Origin of the sequence: uncultured Tissierella sp., assembly GCF_902479755.1 — a bacterium.
GTDB lineage: Bacteria > Bacillota > Clostridia > Tissierellales > Tissierellaceae > Tissierella > Tissierella carlieri.
In genome coordinates, this window is sequence record NZ_CABSQO010000002.1 from 38,158 (window position 1) to 51,037 (window position 12,880).

Sequence of the window (12,880 nt, forward strand, 5' to 3'; positions counted from 1 at the left end):
AAAGGGGGATAAAAATGAAACCAGAAGCAATTAAAGATTATTATGTTATAAATGGACAGATTAATACTACAGAAAATGCGGAGATTTTTGAAAAGATAGAAAGACCACCTATTTATGAAGTAATTAGGGTAATTGATGGTGTACCTCTTTTCCTAGAAGATCATTTAAATAGGATGTTCGATTCTGCAAACATAATAGGATACAATATAGATAGAGATGAACAAGAAATAAGAAAAGATATAAAAAGTCTTATTTTAAAAAACAACATAGACAAGTTAAATATAAAGCTTTTATCTACAGAAATTGAAGGTAAGGCTAAGGTGTTTTTAGTCTATAATATTGATAGCTTTTATCCACCAGAAGAATATTATAAGAATGGAATTCATACTATATTATTTCACTATGAAAGAAATAATCCTAATGCAAAAGTATTATTTACTTCTTTTAAAGAAGAAGTGTCAAAAGCTTTAAAAGAAAAGAATGCATTTGAAGCTTTACTGGTGAATAAACTAGGATATATACCTGAGGGAAGTCGTTCTAATATGTTTTTTGTGAAGGGTGATAAGGTATATACTGCCAAAGCATCAGAGGTTCTAATAGGTATTACAAGAAAGCATATTTTTGATGTTTGCAATAAATTAAATATTAGAATAGTAGAGGAAAGTATTCATATAGAGGACTTAAAAAAACTGGATGGAGGTTTTATGTCTGGAACTTCCGTAAATGTATTACCTATTTCAAGAATTGACGATATATCCTTAAATTCTATTAATAATGAGATAATAAAAGAAATAAATAATGGATATATAAGAGAAGTGGAGAATTATATTTTAAAACATAGAAATGAATGGGTTTAAAAAATAATGGCAAATGCCCTTAGATTAATCTAAGGGCATTTCTTGTACTAATTCTATTATTTTTAAGATAGTCTCCACTGACTTTTCCATAGCGAATATAGGAATATATTCAAATCTACCATGATAGTTATGTCCTCCTGTGAAAAGGTTAGGGCAAGGTAATCCTATATAAGAAAGTCTGGCTCCATCAGTACCTCCACGAATAGGTTTAATCAAAGGTTTAATGTCTAAATTTTCCATAGCTTTTTTAGCAATATCTATTACATACATAACGGGTTCAATTTTTTCCTTCATGTTGTAATAAGAATCACTTATTTCCAAGGTAATAATATCACCATATTTATGATTCAAGAATTCTGCAGCTCTTTTTAAAGTTTCCTTTTTGGTTTCGAATTTTTCCATAGAATGATCTCTTATAATATATGCAATTTCTGTTTTTTCAACGGAGCCATTGAAAGCCATTAGATGATAAAATCCCTCATATCCCTCAGTATATTCAGGCCTTTCATATACAGGAAGCATAGAGTTGAGCTCATTAGCTATTAATATAGAGTTTATCATTTTGTTTTTAGCTGTGCCTGGATGAACATTTCTACCTTGAATATATATTTTAGCTGTTGCAGCATTGAAGTTCTCATATTCTAACTCACCTATTGGACCTCCATCTACAGTATAAGCAAAGTCTGCACCGAATTTCTCTACATCAAAACAATCAGCACCTCTACCAATTTCTTCGTCAGGAGTAAATCCAATTTTTACAGTACCATGAGGGATATGTGGATTTTGAATTAAATATTCCACCGCTGTAATGATTTCAGCTATTCCAGCTTTATTGTCAGCCCCCAATAAAGTTGTACCATCAGTAGTGATTAAATCATGCCCGATATAATCTTTTAAATCAGGGAAATCTTTTGTCGACATAATAATATTTTCTTCATCATTTAATACTATATCTTCACCATTATAATTAGATATGATTTTAGGCTTCACATTATTACCTGACATATCTGGGCTAGTATCCATATGAGCTATAAAACCTATGATTGGAGCCTTATTTTCAGTATTTGAAGGTAAGGTAGCCATCACGTATCCATTTTCGTCTACGGATACATCAGATAATCCAATTTCTTCTAATTCTCTCCCCAATATTTTAGCAAATTCAAGTTGATTAGATGTACTAGGCACTGAAGTAGAACTTTCATCTGAAGTAGTTTCATGTTTAACATATTGTAAAAACCTATCAATTAATTTACTCATCATATTCCCTCCCATATTTATTTTACATTATCTATATTATACAATATAAAAAACAATATATTGTGGAATTTTGTAGAAAGATTAAAAAAAAATTAATTTCGTTTTATGTTACTAAGTGTTATAATGTTCAAGTGAGTGAGAGTAGGCTAACTATAAAAAAATACAAAAGAGGTTTTTTAAATAATAAAATTGGGTATACTACAATAAAGCATTAAATTGAAGATGTGTATCCAGAAGGGTAATGGTAATGAGATGAAAAGAGAGGTAAAGGGAGTAATCATGAAGAAGAGCATGAGCATAGAAGAATTAAAAGAAGAGATTCAAAAGAAGCGGGAGGAACTCAATAAAATTGTATCAGAAGGTTTGGATAAAGATAGGATTCTAAGGTATAGTCAAGAATTAGATCAACTTATAAGTAAATACTATTCACTAGGAGCATAGGATAAAAAATAGCAGATAAATTATCTGCTGTTTTTTTTATCCTAGAGTAACATCTAGTATCATCATTATAATAAATCCAATAACTACTCCGTATGTTGCTTGTCTTTCATACCCGTTATTATGAGTCTCTGGTATTATTTCATCAGATATAACGAATAACATTGCACCAGCTGCAAAGGCCAATATAAATGGAAGTATAGGTTTAAAAATAGATACAAGTCCAATTCCCAATAATCCGCCGACAGGTTCTACTAAACCCGTTAGTAATGCAATCAAAAAAGCTTTCTTAACATCATATTTTTCTCTAACCAAAGCTAGAGCCACGGCTAAGCCTTCTGGCATATTCTGAAGACCGATGCCGAGGGCTATAGATAAACCATTTTTTATGTTATCATCACCAAAGCCAACACCAACGGCCAATCCTTCAGGAAAGTTATGTAGAGTTATTGCAATAATAAAGAGCCAAATCTTTTTTAAAGATGTGCTAGATCCTTCTACTCTTTTATCTAGTAGATGTACATGAGGAGAGTATTTATCTGTTAAATCAAGAAAGACAGAACCCACTAAAATACCTAAACCAGTTATTAGTGCGCCTTTTATTCCGCCACCTGAAGCTTCTAAACTAGGAACTATAAGGGAAAAAGAAGTAGCGGCTAACATTACGCCAGCAGCAAAGCCAAGTAAAGTATCTAACATTTTTTCAGAAATATTCTTTGTAAAAAATATAGGTATCGCTCCTACACCTGTCATTACACCAGCTACTAAACTAGCTAAAATACCTAATATAAAAGTGTTCTCCAATAGACCCATTCATAATCCTCCTTTTATAACCCATAGGAAAGTCTTATTTTTATTTTATGTAAGCTTTCTGTCTAGATGGGTTTCATAAAAGGATTCCTTAATATATTTGTGTTCAATAGAATCCTTTTATATATTAAGTATAAGAATGTATATTTCTTAAGTCAAGGCCTAAACTAAAAAAGGAATCCCTATGAAGAAAACAATTATTAAAAGTAATATTGCAATTATCCAAAATAAAGTCTTTTTCTTAATAAAGAATAATTTCATAAGACCAACTCCTTAAAATAATAGTATTATAATCTATTTTAAAAATAAAAAATATATGCCATTATTTTCATTTTTATGTTAAATCTATGAATATAATAGTGTATAATATTATATGGGAAAGGGAGGTAATAAAATGTCAATAAAAATATTAAGTGACAGTGCCTGTGATTTGTCAAAAGAAATAATAGAAGAATATAATATAGATATTTTACCTATAATCGTAATTAAGGGGGATGAAGAATATCTAGATAATGTTACAATAACACCAAAAAAAGTATATGAAGATATGAGAAATGGTCAAACGTATAAGACTGCACAAATACCGCCAAACGCATTTAGTGATAAGTTCTCAGAATATGCAAAAAATGGAGATAGTATCATCTACATAGCTTTTTCATCTGGATTATCAGGAACTTATCAAACTTCTTTATTTGTAAGAAAATCAATACTTGAAGAGTATCCAAATTTTGATTTAGATATAGTAGATACAAAAGCAGCTTCAGGTGGTTTTGGACTCATAGTTTTACAAGCAGCAAAATTGGCAAAGGAAGGTAAAAGTAAAGAGGAGATATTAAAAGCGATTGAATTTTATAAAGAAAATATTGAACATATCTTTACAGTAGATGATATAGAATATTTATTTAGAGGTGGAAGAGTATCAAGAGTTCAGGCTTTTGTAGGAGGGTTGTTAAATATTAAACCTGTGCTTCATGTTGCAGACGGGAAGCTAGTTCCCTTAGAAAAGGTAAGGGGTAGACATAAGGTATTTAAATGTATGCTAGATCTAATGGAAGATAGAACAAAAAATGCAAATCTAAGTGAACAAATAATAGGAATTACTCATGGAGATGATCTGGAGGGAGCTTTGAAACTAAAAGAGTTAATTACTGAAAGATTTGGAGCTGAAAAATTTGTCATTAATATGATAGGTGCATCAATAGGTGCACATTCTGGTCCAGGTACAATAGCTTTATTTTTCTTGAGAGAAAATTACGAGAACTAAAGAATCTAAAACTAAATAAGAAAATATTTTCTTATTTAGTTTTTTTTATTATAAAACTATGGACAAATATAAATGAAGGTAGTATAATAATAAATGTTGAAAAAAACATATGCACCTTTAGCTCAGTTGGTAGAGCAACTGACTCTTAATCAGTGGGTCCAGGGTTCGAGTCCCTGAAGGTGCACCAAAGTAATATAAAGGCTTACAAGGTTTTCTTGTAGGTCTTTTTTAATGCCAAAAACCCTAAAATGGGTACTAAATGGGAACTAATAAAAAAAGATGGGGTTTTAATCCATCTCTAAGCATTTTTATTTATATTAATATTTTCATTTTTTTTATCGAATAAATTGTTTAGCATATCTGTAGCTTTATCATCTGCAGATTTCAATCCATGAACATATATATTCATTGTTGTAGAAGTTTGAGCATGGCCCAACCTTGCTGATACTGTTCTGATATCTGTATTGTTGCTAATTAATAGTGTAGCTGATGTATGTCTTAGCTTATGGAAACTCAATTCAGGTAATAGATACTTATTTCTATCTTCATCTGATATAGCTTCATCATTTAATATTCCATCATTATACCTTCTTATTACTTCTAATAACCACTTAGTAAGCCTATTATAGGACATTCCTTCACCATTCCATTGAGTTAATAGCCAAGGTTCTTTCTCCCATTCTAGGGTCCATAGAGTACCACAGGTTGCTTTTTCTCCATTCTGCCATAGCTTATACTCTTTTAGAAGCCTTATGAGCATATCTGGTATACCTACTACCCTTATGGAGCTATTGTTCTTAGGAACCTTTGTAATCATTCCTTGACCTACTATATAGCTTCTAGACTTGTTTACACTTAAAGTTCTATTTTCAAAGTCAATATCATTCCAAGTCAAGCCAAGTATTTCTCCATTTCTTAAACCGCAGAATAAAGCAATATTAAAAGCTACTTGATATTTAAGAGCTTCATCTTTAATTATTTCTAATAGGGTAGTAACTTGATCCTCGTTAAAACTTTCTATTTTAGCATTACTAAATTCTTTTTTATTATTAATGTTCTTAGGGACTTTAACCCTTTTACAAGGATTATCAGGAAGTATCTGCCAGTACACAGCTTGTTGGAGCATGGAGCTTAATATCTGCCATTGGTACTTAATAGTCCTATCAGAATAACCACCTGGTCTACCATCTTTCCTAATACCATCTTCCATTAGATTATTTAAAAAAGATAGTATTCGTACTGGGGTTAACTTATCTAGTTTTATATGGCCTAGAGCAGGCAATATCTTACCGTTTAATTCACTTTTATAAGATTCTAATGTCTTAGGTTGTAGTTGAGCTTCTCCATATTCCTTAAGCCATCTATCAGAATATTCCTCTAGAGTAGAGCTGGAATCTATATGAAGGCCTCTTAATACTTCCGTTTCAAATTTTAATGCTAGTCTATTAATTTCTTTTTCCCATTTCTTATCGGTCATATCGTCAGGTCTTTTAAATGACTTTCTCCTTAGTATCTTCTTACCGGCAGAATCATAGCCATCTGATACCGATACCCTATAGCTATTACCTCTTTTTTCTATGGTAGCCACTGGTTAATCCTCCTTTTGTATTTATGGCTCATCAACAATATTTATTTCTTCGAGAGTTGACTTGTGTTTATCATCATTAAGTTTATTATAAGACCTATCAACTGTGAATTTAACATAGTCCATAACGGTGTCATGCATATCAATTAACTCATCTTTATTTATAATTATTTCATCATCATATGAGGAAAAGAAATATTTATCACCATAGTCCGATAAATCATAACCTACCTTACTCAATAATATTTTAAAGTCACTAAGCATTTTTTCTATAGCATCTTCCCTATGTTCCTTTGCAGTTTTCCCGTCCGGAGATCCTATTAATAAATCCCATCTTTCGACATCTAAAGCTTTGGCAATATCACCAATAATTTCTAATGATGGAGTAACATCATTGGCTTCATATTTTTGAACCATTCTTAAAGACTTTTCAATTAATTCAGCTAATTCAGATTGTGTTATTTTTTTTGCTTTTCTATATTTCTTAATGTTTTCACCTAATCCCATATTATCACCTTTTCTTTGTTTATTTATTATGATTATAGCACAATATGAAATAAAAGTACACATATTAAAAATAAATACTTGACATGCGAATTAAAAGAGCGTATACTATAATTAATACGAAACATAAGTGCGCATTGGAGGTGAGAAAATGAAGAGAAAATTCTTAATAATAAAGAGGATAGAAAAGAATTTGTCCCAAAAAGAATTAGCTGAACGCGTAGGGATTACCAATCAATCTGTATCTGATTACGAAAGAGGGAAGTCTAATCCCAGCTATGAAGTTATGAAAAGAATTTCAGAAGAATTAGAAGCTCCTGTAGATGAATTGTTTTTCAGTTACGAATAGTAAAAAACTATATTCACTAAAAAGAAAATTAGAAGATTCTTAAGTTATACCTAGAGAGTGTGAACATACCACTAGAAAAGGGGGTTATTTGTAATGTCAATAGATAGAACAGAGCTTAGAAAGAAACAAAAGCAAAAGAGAATAAATTCAGCTATTGAGAGAAGGTTAAATAAAAAAAAATGAATTTGGCATAAATGATCCGACACCATTTGAAGCTATTAATGGAATTATAGGGAAGCAAAAGAGGGTGAAGATATGCGAAAACGAGTAGGATTAAAAGAAGCTTCAAGAATAACAGGACTAAGTGAGTGGGAACTTAGAACTGGAGCAATTGCAGGAAAATATCCTCATTTTAGAGTAGGTGGACCAAGAGGTAGGATTATATTTGATATTGAGATATTAGAGAGTCATATAAACAATATGATACTTAATAGCATTACACAAGAAGAGCCAACGGATTATGGTGTGTTAAGGAAGGTAAAGTAATGGGGTGAAATAAATGGATAAGATTATTTTAAGTAAAGAAGATTTAAAATTAACTCATGAACTTGTTCTTATAAATAAAGTTGCAAATTATTATATGTATCCTGATAGAACTTCATGTGATGAAAAAATAATATTGAATGAAGCTATTAGAAAGAATAAAGATATCCATTATAAAGCTCTTGAATTGGTAAGAAAGAGATTCCGTAAGAAGTATAGGGGAAGAGGGGAATGACTAATGATGTACAACTTCAAAATGGATATACGAGAATAGCGAATGAAATATTAGAAGCATTGGCAAGAACTGATTTAAACGGGACACAGAGAAGAATTATTGATGTAGTAATTAGGCAAACAGATGGATACCAGAGGAAAGAGCATGAAATGTCTCTAAATTTTATATCCATTGCTACTAATATTCATAAAATGCAAATACAAAGAGAGCTTACTTCACTGATAGATAGAAAAATAATAACAGTAGTATCTGAAGCTAGTTTTAATAAATCTAGAATGATGGCACTAAATAAGAATTATAACAGTTGGCTAAATAGTGAACAGTTAACTAAAAAGTTAACAGTAAGCGAAACCGATAATCATACAGTTAGCGAAAAAGCTAATACAACAGTTAGCGAATTAGCTAACCAAATAAAGAAAAAAGAAAATACTAAAGAAATATATAGTACATTCTTTGAAGAACTTTGGAGTTTATACCCATCTAAAGTAGGGAAGGGGAAAATATCTGATACTAGGAAAAAAGAATTATATATATTAGGCGATGAATTTAAAAGGTGTATCAGTAGATATATTAATTATGTAAAAGTAGAAAGAGAAAAAGGCTTCACAGATTTAAAATATCAAAACGGAAGCACATTCTTTAATAGTGGATATGTTGATTATTTAGATGAAAATTATAAAGAGGCAGTAGTAGAGCCTTTGGATGATAGTAATTGGCGAGGAAGTGATAAGAGATTATGATTTCAAATGATGATTTAATATTAGAAATGCAGATAATAGGAAGTCTAATAATAGATAAATCAGCCATAGATTTACTTCCAAGACTAAAGGAAGATGATTTTCTAGATGCTACCAATAGAAAAGTAATAAAGGCTATGCATGATCTAACAGCTGCCAAACAAGACATTGATTTATTTACAGTTCACAAAAGGACAAGTATTCCAATATCAACTATAGCGAATATAACAGATATTATTGCCAGTACAGCAAATGTAGAAAGTAACATAAAGGTCCTAAAAGATAAGTCTAATCGAAGAAAATTAATTAATAAGGCAAATAAAATAATACAGATGGCTAAAGACAATACATTAGATATGGATACTATAAAAAACAATGCTATGAGAGAAATAGAAGAGTTAGAGGATACAATAGATGATGAAGTGGTCACACTAGGACAAGCCATGCTAGAGACAATAGAGTTACTACAAAAGAGATATGAGAATAGAGGGGACACTTCATTTTACATTGGAATACCTAAATTTGATGAAGCTACCGCAGGGTTACACCAAGAGGAATTAACCACTATAGGGGCAAGACCAGGGGTAGGAAAAACAATCCTAGGTATGCAAATAGCTCAGAACATAGCAAAGAAGAAAAGAAAGGTTATGTACACATCACTAGAGATGTCAGTAACTCAATTATGCGAAAGGATTATTTCATCTAGTGCGAAGGTAAATTTATCAAAACTCAGGACAGGCAATATTGAGAGTGATAAAGAATGGACCAATGTCTACAATACAGCAAATGAAAATTCAATAGATAATTTTTTACTAGATAAAACTAGCAGGACCATTCAGCACATAAGAACTAAATTAAGAAAACATAAACCTGATTTGGTGGTTATAGACTATCTTCAACTCTTAAGATCATCAGAAAAGCATTACAGCAGAGAACAAGAGGTTGCAACTATAACAAGAGATTTAAAGCTTATGACATTAGAGTTTAAGATACCTATAGTAATTTTATCTCAGTTAAATAGAAATGCAGAAGGTAATAGACCATCTATGGCAGATTTAAGAGAATCAGGAGCCATAGAGCAAGACTCAGATAACATCATATTCCTACACGAGCCTAATGGAAAAGACATAGATAACTTAATAAAAAATGGGATATACAGTAACGGATTCTTTAAGGCACTGGAAGATAACAACCGGAAATTAAGCCAACTCATAATTGAAAAGCAAAGGAACGGGCCAGTAGGAACTATAGATGCAATTAAAGCACCTGAGATTATGAAGTTTATAGAAATAGATAAAAGTTAAGAGAAAGGTGATGAGTGAGATGAGGAAAAATAACGAGGTTAAAAATTATCTCTATTTAAAAGCATGGGATAGAGTTTTAAAAGAATATACACAAAATCCAGATATGGTAAATAGAAGAAAGTGTATTCAAAAACTTGTATTTTATGGGGTAAAGTATGTAGTTACAAATTCAGTTAGAGAAGATACAACAAGAGAACAGGCTGAATTAGATTTTCAACTTATCAGTATTATTAAATCATTAGTTGGGTTACTAGAACCTAGTGAGTTTGTGGAAATGTTCCCTATAACTAAAGATTATGATGGTGATAAATATCAGACTAAAGATTACTTCTATACAAGGGATTACATTAATACATTAGACCCTAATGTGCCTATAGGAGAAAAAGAAGATCCTTTAATGTTTTTATGGGAGTATACAAATAAAGATATTGAAAATTTTAATATAAAATCTATGTTAGCTTTAAGTAAGTTAAGGCAGTTTGATGGTTACCCTTCAATAGGGCAGGAATTTGCGGACATTATGGGAATAAAGACACAAGAGTTGCATACAGGATCAAATGGCCAAGAGTTTTTTATTAACGATAAAGGCAAGACAGTAAGAATGACCAAGAGAAGACCAAGATATTTAAAGGTAGTTAAATAGGAAGATGTCTTACAAAAATAATATTAATTCCAATATATTAACTTAATGTTAAGGGGGCTGTAATGATTGAATTAGAAAAGCCTTTAAGTGAATTAAAGCAATTAGAATTGCTAAAAAAGAAAGATGACCCTAAAATTAAAGAAAAATTAATATTACACAACCTTAGATTGGTAAATTGGATTTCTAAGAAATATGCAGTTGATAAGCCAGGGAGGGAGTCAGAAGATCTATTTCAAGAAGGAGTTATAGGATTAATTAATGCTATTGACGATTATGACCCTAAGAAAGGTTCTTTTAGTAATTATGCAGTAATCCATATAAGTGGAAGTATATTAAGGTCTATTACAAATACTGGGCATACAATTAGAATTCCTTCTTATATGGTACAACTAGTTAATCAATACAAGCGGAAGTTTAGTGAATTAGAAAAAGAATTGGGTAGAGAGCCAACTCCTGAGGAAATGGCTTTAGAAATGGATTTAGCTTATAACAAGGTAATCGAAATAATTAACTTAATTGATGATCCTATATCTTTAAATACGATTCTAAGAGGTGAAGAAAATGACATGACCTTAGAAGATACTATTTCTGATGATGGTCCTTTAATAGAAGAGTTCATAGAAAGTAAAGTTTTTATAGAGCAATTCAAAGAAGAATTTAAAGACAAAATACCAGAATTAGAATTTGAAAGTATAAGGCTATTTTATGGCCTAGATTGCCCTGAACATACTCTTAAAGAAATAGGAGAAAAGTATAATAAAAGTATTGAGCGAGTAAGGGAGGCTAGAAATAAAGGGTTAAGAGTAGTAAGGCAAAGTAATTTTATAAGAGAATTAGATAATAGGACAACTTGGATTAGAAGTATTGATTATAGTGAACCTAGAGTTACAGGTGGATTAAGAACTTCACCAGTAGAGCGCATAGTCCTAGAAAGAGAAGAACTATTTAATAAGATTAAAAGACAAAATTAAAGGAGAAGATTAAATGATTAGTGTAGATATCAAAGCTAGAATAAAAGAAATAAGTTTTTCAGGTGATAAATCTTGTTTATTTGTAGTAGAAACAGAAGGAAAAAATGAGTTAGTATGCACCATTACAAAGAAAAATATAGAATTGGCTGATTTAGTAAAAGAAAACCAAGAGATTGAATTGAAGGGAAATATAGCAGCTTATAGGAGGGTTAAAAACGAAAGGGAATATATAAGCAATACCTTATATGTTGACAGCATAACTCATGTAGAACAAGAGCAAATGACTAATTAATTAAAAAATGGAGAGTGAATAAAAAAGATGAAAGAATTATTAGCAATAGAACGGGAATTACAAGAGATACAAGAAGAAGGTGACAAAAGAGTATCAGAGTATCAAGCAGAGATTAATACAGCTATAGAAAATGAGAAAAAAGCAAATAAGGCAGTTATTGAAGCTAAACAAGGTGATGATCCAGAAGCTTATGCTAAAGCTATTGAGGAAAAACGAATGGCTATTAATATAGCACAATACTTTGAAGGTAAGATTGAAAAAATAAAGGACGAGCCGTTTATAACTGAAACTGAATATAGAGATTACACCAAGAGAATTAAGGCAGAAATGGACGCTATAAACAATGAGGGTAAGGCTAAGGTCAGTAAGTTGTTTAAAGAACTGGAAGCCATAAAAGAAGAAGTAGCCCCAGCATATGCTAAAGCCAATAACCTATTAAGGGAACTACAAAATAATATCTATAAGTTTACTTATGAAAAACAAATGGCAGAAGCAAAAGAAAAGGGTACCCCAATAAATACCGACAGGCTACACAACGAATACAAAGATTATAGCTTAATTAGAGGGATAGATAATATCCTAAATAGCCAAGCAGCAGAAACAATTAAAGAAGGGGGAGCAAGTAATGAATAATTGGAACTATGAAGAATTAGGATTTAGAAGTCAAAAGGAAATGGAAGAGAGTATTGAGAGAGTAAAGGCAGCAAAGGCCAACCCTAAGAATGATTTGGAACTAAGGGCAGAGAATAGAGCAAAGTTTGAATCAACAAGTGAAAATGGCGGTATAGACTTTAAGGGGCTAGAAGAAGGGGCCAGGCTATCAGAACTTGATAGGGTAGTAGCTAGTAAATTGTATTGGGAGAAGAAAGAAGCCAAGAGGAAAGCAGAGCAAGAAGAAATAAGTAAATTAATGGGAGCAGTAGCTGATAATAATGAAGCGGAGAAGGAAGCAGAAGCACAAAGAGAATTTAAAAAGCAGAAAGCTAAAGCAGAAGAAAAACTACAAAAGGAAATCTACTCAAAACACAATGTAAAGACTGACAAAGAAATAGAGGAAGAAGAAGCATACAAAGGAATGTTAAAGGGTTTGAATATATAAAAATTAGTTACTTAAAGGGGGTGATTCTATGAGGGAGCTTTAAAAGATTCAT

General features: G+C 31.2%; 17 protein-coding genes and 1 tRNA gene. 14 read left to right on the forward strand and 4 right to left on the reverse strand.

All coding sequences use genetic code 11. The features are described from left to right. Window positions 1–14: 14 nt before the first annotated feature. A complete protein-coding gene (locus tag RDK80_RS01800; RefSeq protein ID WP_216556842.1) occupies window positions 15–857 on the forward strand; it encodes an aminotransferase class IV in 843 nt (280 codons plus the stop codon). 24 nt (window positions 858–881) lie between these two features. Here the strand turns inward: RDK80_RS01800 and pepT are convergent, their stop codons facing one another. Further along, window positions 882–2,114: a peptidase T gene (pepT, locus tag RDK80_RS01805; protein WP_308523315.1), complete on the reverse strand. Its 1,233-nt coding sequence runs from the start codon at window positions 2,112–2,114 to the stop codon at window positions 882–884. A 252-nt stretch (window positions 2,115–2,366) separates the two neighbouring features. Here pepT and RDK80_RS01810 point away from each other — a divergent pair, with 252 nt between their 5' ends. Next, the gene (locus RDK80_RS01810; RefSeq protein ID WP_158220201.1) at window positions 2,367–2,555 is read left to right on the forward strand and encodes an aspartyl-phosphate phosphatase Spo0E family protein; all 189 of its coding nucleotides are present in this window, start codon (window positions 2,367–2,369) and stop codon (window positions 2,553–2,555) included. Between the two features lie 36 nt (window positions 2,556–2,591). Here RDK80_RS01810 and RDK80_RS01815 read toward each other — a convergent pair whose 3' ends face one another. Continuing rightward, window positions 2,592–3,365, reverse strand: coding sequence for a ZIP family metal transporter (locus RDK80_RS01815; protein ID WP_216556846.1), 774 nt, complete (start codon window positions 3,363–3,365; stop codon window positions 2,592–2,594). A 391-nt stretch (window positions 3,366–3,756) separates the two neighbouring features. Here RDK80_RS01815 and RDK80_RS01820 point away from each other — a divergent pair, with 391 nt between their 5' ends. Together RDK80_RS01820 and RDK80_RS01825 are read left to right on the forward strand one after the other, a co-directional pair. Continuing rightward, window positions 3,757–4,626 (forward strand): DegV family protein, encoded by an 870-nt coding sequence (locus RDK80_RS01820; protein WP_308523316.1) that lies wholly within the window; start codon window positions 3,757–3,759, stop codon window positions 4,624–4,626. Between the two features lie 111 nt (window positions 4,627–4,737). Continuing rightward, window positions 4,738–4,813, forward strand: a tRNA-Lys gene (locus RDK80_RS01825). A 111-nt stretch (window positions 4,814–4,924) separates the two neighbouring features. On the opposite strand, the gene xerC is transcribed toward RDK80_RS01825, so the two are convergent. Continuing rightward, window positions 4,925–6,214, reverse strand: coding sequence for a site-specific integrase (gene xerC / locus RDK80_RS01830; RefSeq protein WP_308523317.1), 1,290 nt, complete (start codon window positions 6,212–6,214; stop codon window positions 4,925–4,927). Between the two features lie 21 nt (window positions 6,215–6,235). Beyond that, entirely contained in the window at window positions 6,236–6,718 is a 483-nt protein-coding gene (locus RDK80_RS01835; RefSeq protein WP_308523318.1) for a helix-turn-helix transcriptional regulator, read from the reverse strand. Between the two features lie 148 nt (window positions 6,719–6,866). On the opposite strand from RDK80_RS01835, the gene RDK80_RS01840 reads away from it, so the two are divergent. From RDK80_RS01840 to RDK80_RS01885, 10 genes are all read left to right on the forward strand, one after another. Beyond that, window positions 6,867–7,064: a helix-turn-helix transcriptional regulator gene (locus RDK80_RS01840; protein WP_308523319.1), complete on the forward strand. Its 198-nt coding sequence runs from the start codon at window positions 6,867–6,869 to the stop codon at window positions 7,062–7,064. 255 nt (window positions 7,065–7,319) lie between these two features. Further along, the gene (locus RDK80_RS01845) at window positions 7,320–7,550 is read left to right on the forward strand and encodes a hypothetical protein (RefSeq protein WP_308523320.1); all 231 of its coding nucleotides are present in this window, start codon (window positions 7,320–7,322) and stop codon (window positions 7,548–7,550) included. 13 nt (window positions 7,551–7,563) lie between these two features. Then, complete coding sequence (locus RDK80_RS01850; RefSeq protein ID WP_308523321.1) at window positions 7,564–7,782, forward strand: hypothetical protein; 219 nt, start codon at window positions 7,564–7,566, stop codon at window positions 7,780–7,782. Beyond that, window positions 7,779–8,522: a replication protein gene (locus RDK80_RS01855; protein WP_308523322.1), complete on the forward strand. Its 744-nt coding sequence runs from the start codon at window positions 7,779–7,781 to the stop codon at window positions 8,520–8,522. Before RDK80_RS01850 ends, RDK80_RS01855 begins: the two co-directional genes overlap by 4 nt. Further along, window positions 8,519–9,823 carry a DnaB-like helicase C-terminal domain-containing protein gene (locus RDK80_RS01860; RefSeq protein ID WP_308523323.1) on the forward strand — a complete coding sequence of 435 codons (1,305 nt, stop codon included), beginning with the start codon at window positions 8,519–8,521 and terminating at the stop codon, window positions 9,821–9,823. The genes RDK80_RS01855 and RDK80_RS01860 overlap by 4 nt, the downstream gene beginning before the upstream one ends. 19 nt (window positions 9,824–9,842) lie before the next feature. After that, window positions 9,843–10,466 carry a hypothetical protein gene (locus tag RDK80_RS01865; protein ID WP_308523324.1) on the forward strand — a complete coding sequence of 208 codons (624 nt, stop codon included), beginning with the start codon at window positions 9,843–9,845 and terminating at the stop codon, window positions 10,464–10,466. Between the two features lie 62 nt (window positions 10,467–10,528). Continuing rightward, window positions 10,529–11,437, forward strand: a complete 909-nt coding sequence (locus RDK80_RS01870) for a sigma-70 family RNA polymerase sigma factor (RefSeq protein ID WP_308523325.1) — start codon at window positions 10,529–10,531, stop codon at window positions 11,435–11,437. A 13-nt stretch (window positions 11,438–11,450) separates the two neighbouring features. Next, a complete protein-coding gene (locus tag RDK80_RS01875; protein WP_308523326.1) occupies window positions 11,451–11,729 on the forward strand; it encodes a hypothetical protein in 279 nt (92 codons plus the stop codon). A 27-nt stretch (window positions 11,730–11,756) separates the two neighbouring features. Then, the gene (locus tag RDK80_RS01880) at window positions 11,757–12,362 is read left to right on the forward strand and encodes a hypothetical protein (protein ID WP_308523327.1); all 606 of its coding nucleotides are present in this window, start codon (window positions 11,757–11,759) and stop codon (window positions 12,360–12,362) included. Then, the gene (locus RDK80_RS01885) at window positions 12,355–12,828 is read left to right on the forward strand and encodes a hypothetical protein (protein WP_308523328.1); all 474 of its coding nucleotides are present in this window, start codon (window positions 12,355–12,357) and stop codon (window positions 12,826–12,828) included. The genes RDK80_RS01880 and RDK80_RS01885 overlap by 8 nt, the downstream gene beginning before the upstream one ends. Window positions 12,829–12,880: the final 52 nt, after the last annotated feature.

Excerpts from the sequence above, each read along its gene's own strand:
- RDK80_RS01800 (WP_216556842.1), top strand. The coding sequence starts at position 15 with ATGAAACCAGAAGCAATTAAAGATTATTATGTTATAAATGGACAGATT.
- pepT (WP_308523315.1), bottom strand. The coding sequence starts at position 2,114 with ATGAGTAAATTAATTGATAGGTTTTTACAATATGTTAAACATGAAACT.
- RDK80_RS01810 (WP_158220201.1), top strand. The coding sequence starts at position 2,367 with ATGAAAAGAGAGGTAAAGGGAGTAATCATGAAGAAGAGCATGAGCATA.
- RDK80_RS01815 (WP_216556846.1), bottom strand. The coding sequence starts at position 3,365 with ATGGGTCTATTGGAGAACACTTTTATATTAGGTATTTTAGCTAGTTTA.
- RDK80_RS01820 (WP_308523316.1), top strand. The coding sequence starts at position 3,757 with ATGTCAATAAAAATATTAAGTGACAGTGCCTGTGATTTGTCAAAAGAA.
- RDK80_RS01835 (WP_308523318.1), bottom strand. The coding sequence starts at position 6,718 with ATGGGATTAGGTGAAAACATTAAGAAATATAGAAAAGCAAAAAAAATA.
- RDK80_RS01840 (WP_308523319.1), top strand. The coding sequence starts at position 6,867 with ATGAAGAGAAAATTCTTAATAATAAAGAGGATAGAAAAGAATTTGTCC.
- RDK80_RS01845 (WP_308523320.1), top strand. The coding sequence starts at position 7,320 with ATGCGAAAACGAGTAGGATTAAAAGAAGCTTCAAGAATAACAGGACTA.
- RDK80_RS01850 (WP_308523321.1), top strand. The coding sequence starts at position 7,564 with ATGGATAAGATTATTTTAAGTAAAGAAGATTTAAAATTAACTCATGAA.
- RDK80_RS01855 (WP_308523322.1), top strand. The coding sequence starts at position 7,779 with ATGACTAATGATGTACAACTTCAAAATGGATATACGAGAATAGCGAAT.
- RDK80_RS01860 (WP_308523323.1), top strand. The coding sequence starts at position 8,519 with ATGATTTCAAATGATGATTTAATATTAGAAATGCAGATAATAGGAAGT.
- RDK80_RS01865 (WP_308523324.1), top strand. The coding sequence starts at position 9,843 with ATGAGGAAAAATAACGAGGTTAAAAATTATCTCTATTTAAAAGCATGG.
- RDK80_RS01870 (WP_308523325.1), top strand. The coding sequence starts at position 10,529 with ATGATTGAATTAGAAAAGCCTTTAAGTGAATTAAAGCAATTAGAATTG.
- RDK80_RS01875 (WP_308523326.1), top strand. The coding sequence starts at position 11,451 with ATGATTAGTGTAGATATCAAAGCTAGAATAAAAGAAATAAGTTTTTCA.
- RDK80_RS01880 (WP_308523327.1), top strand. The coding sequence starts at position 11,757 with ATGAAAGAATTATTAGCAATAGAACGGGAATTACAAGAGATACAAGAA.
- RDK80_RS01885 (WP_308523328.1), top strand. The coding sequence starts at position 12,355 with ATGAATAATTGGAACTATGAAGAATTAGGATTTAGAAGTCAAAAGGAA.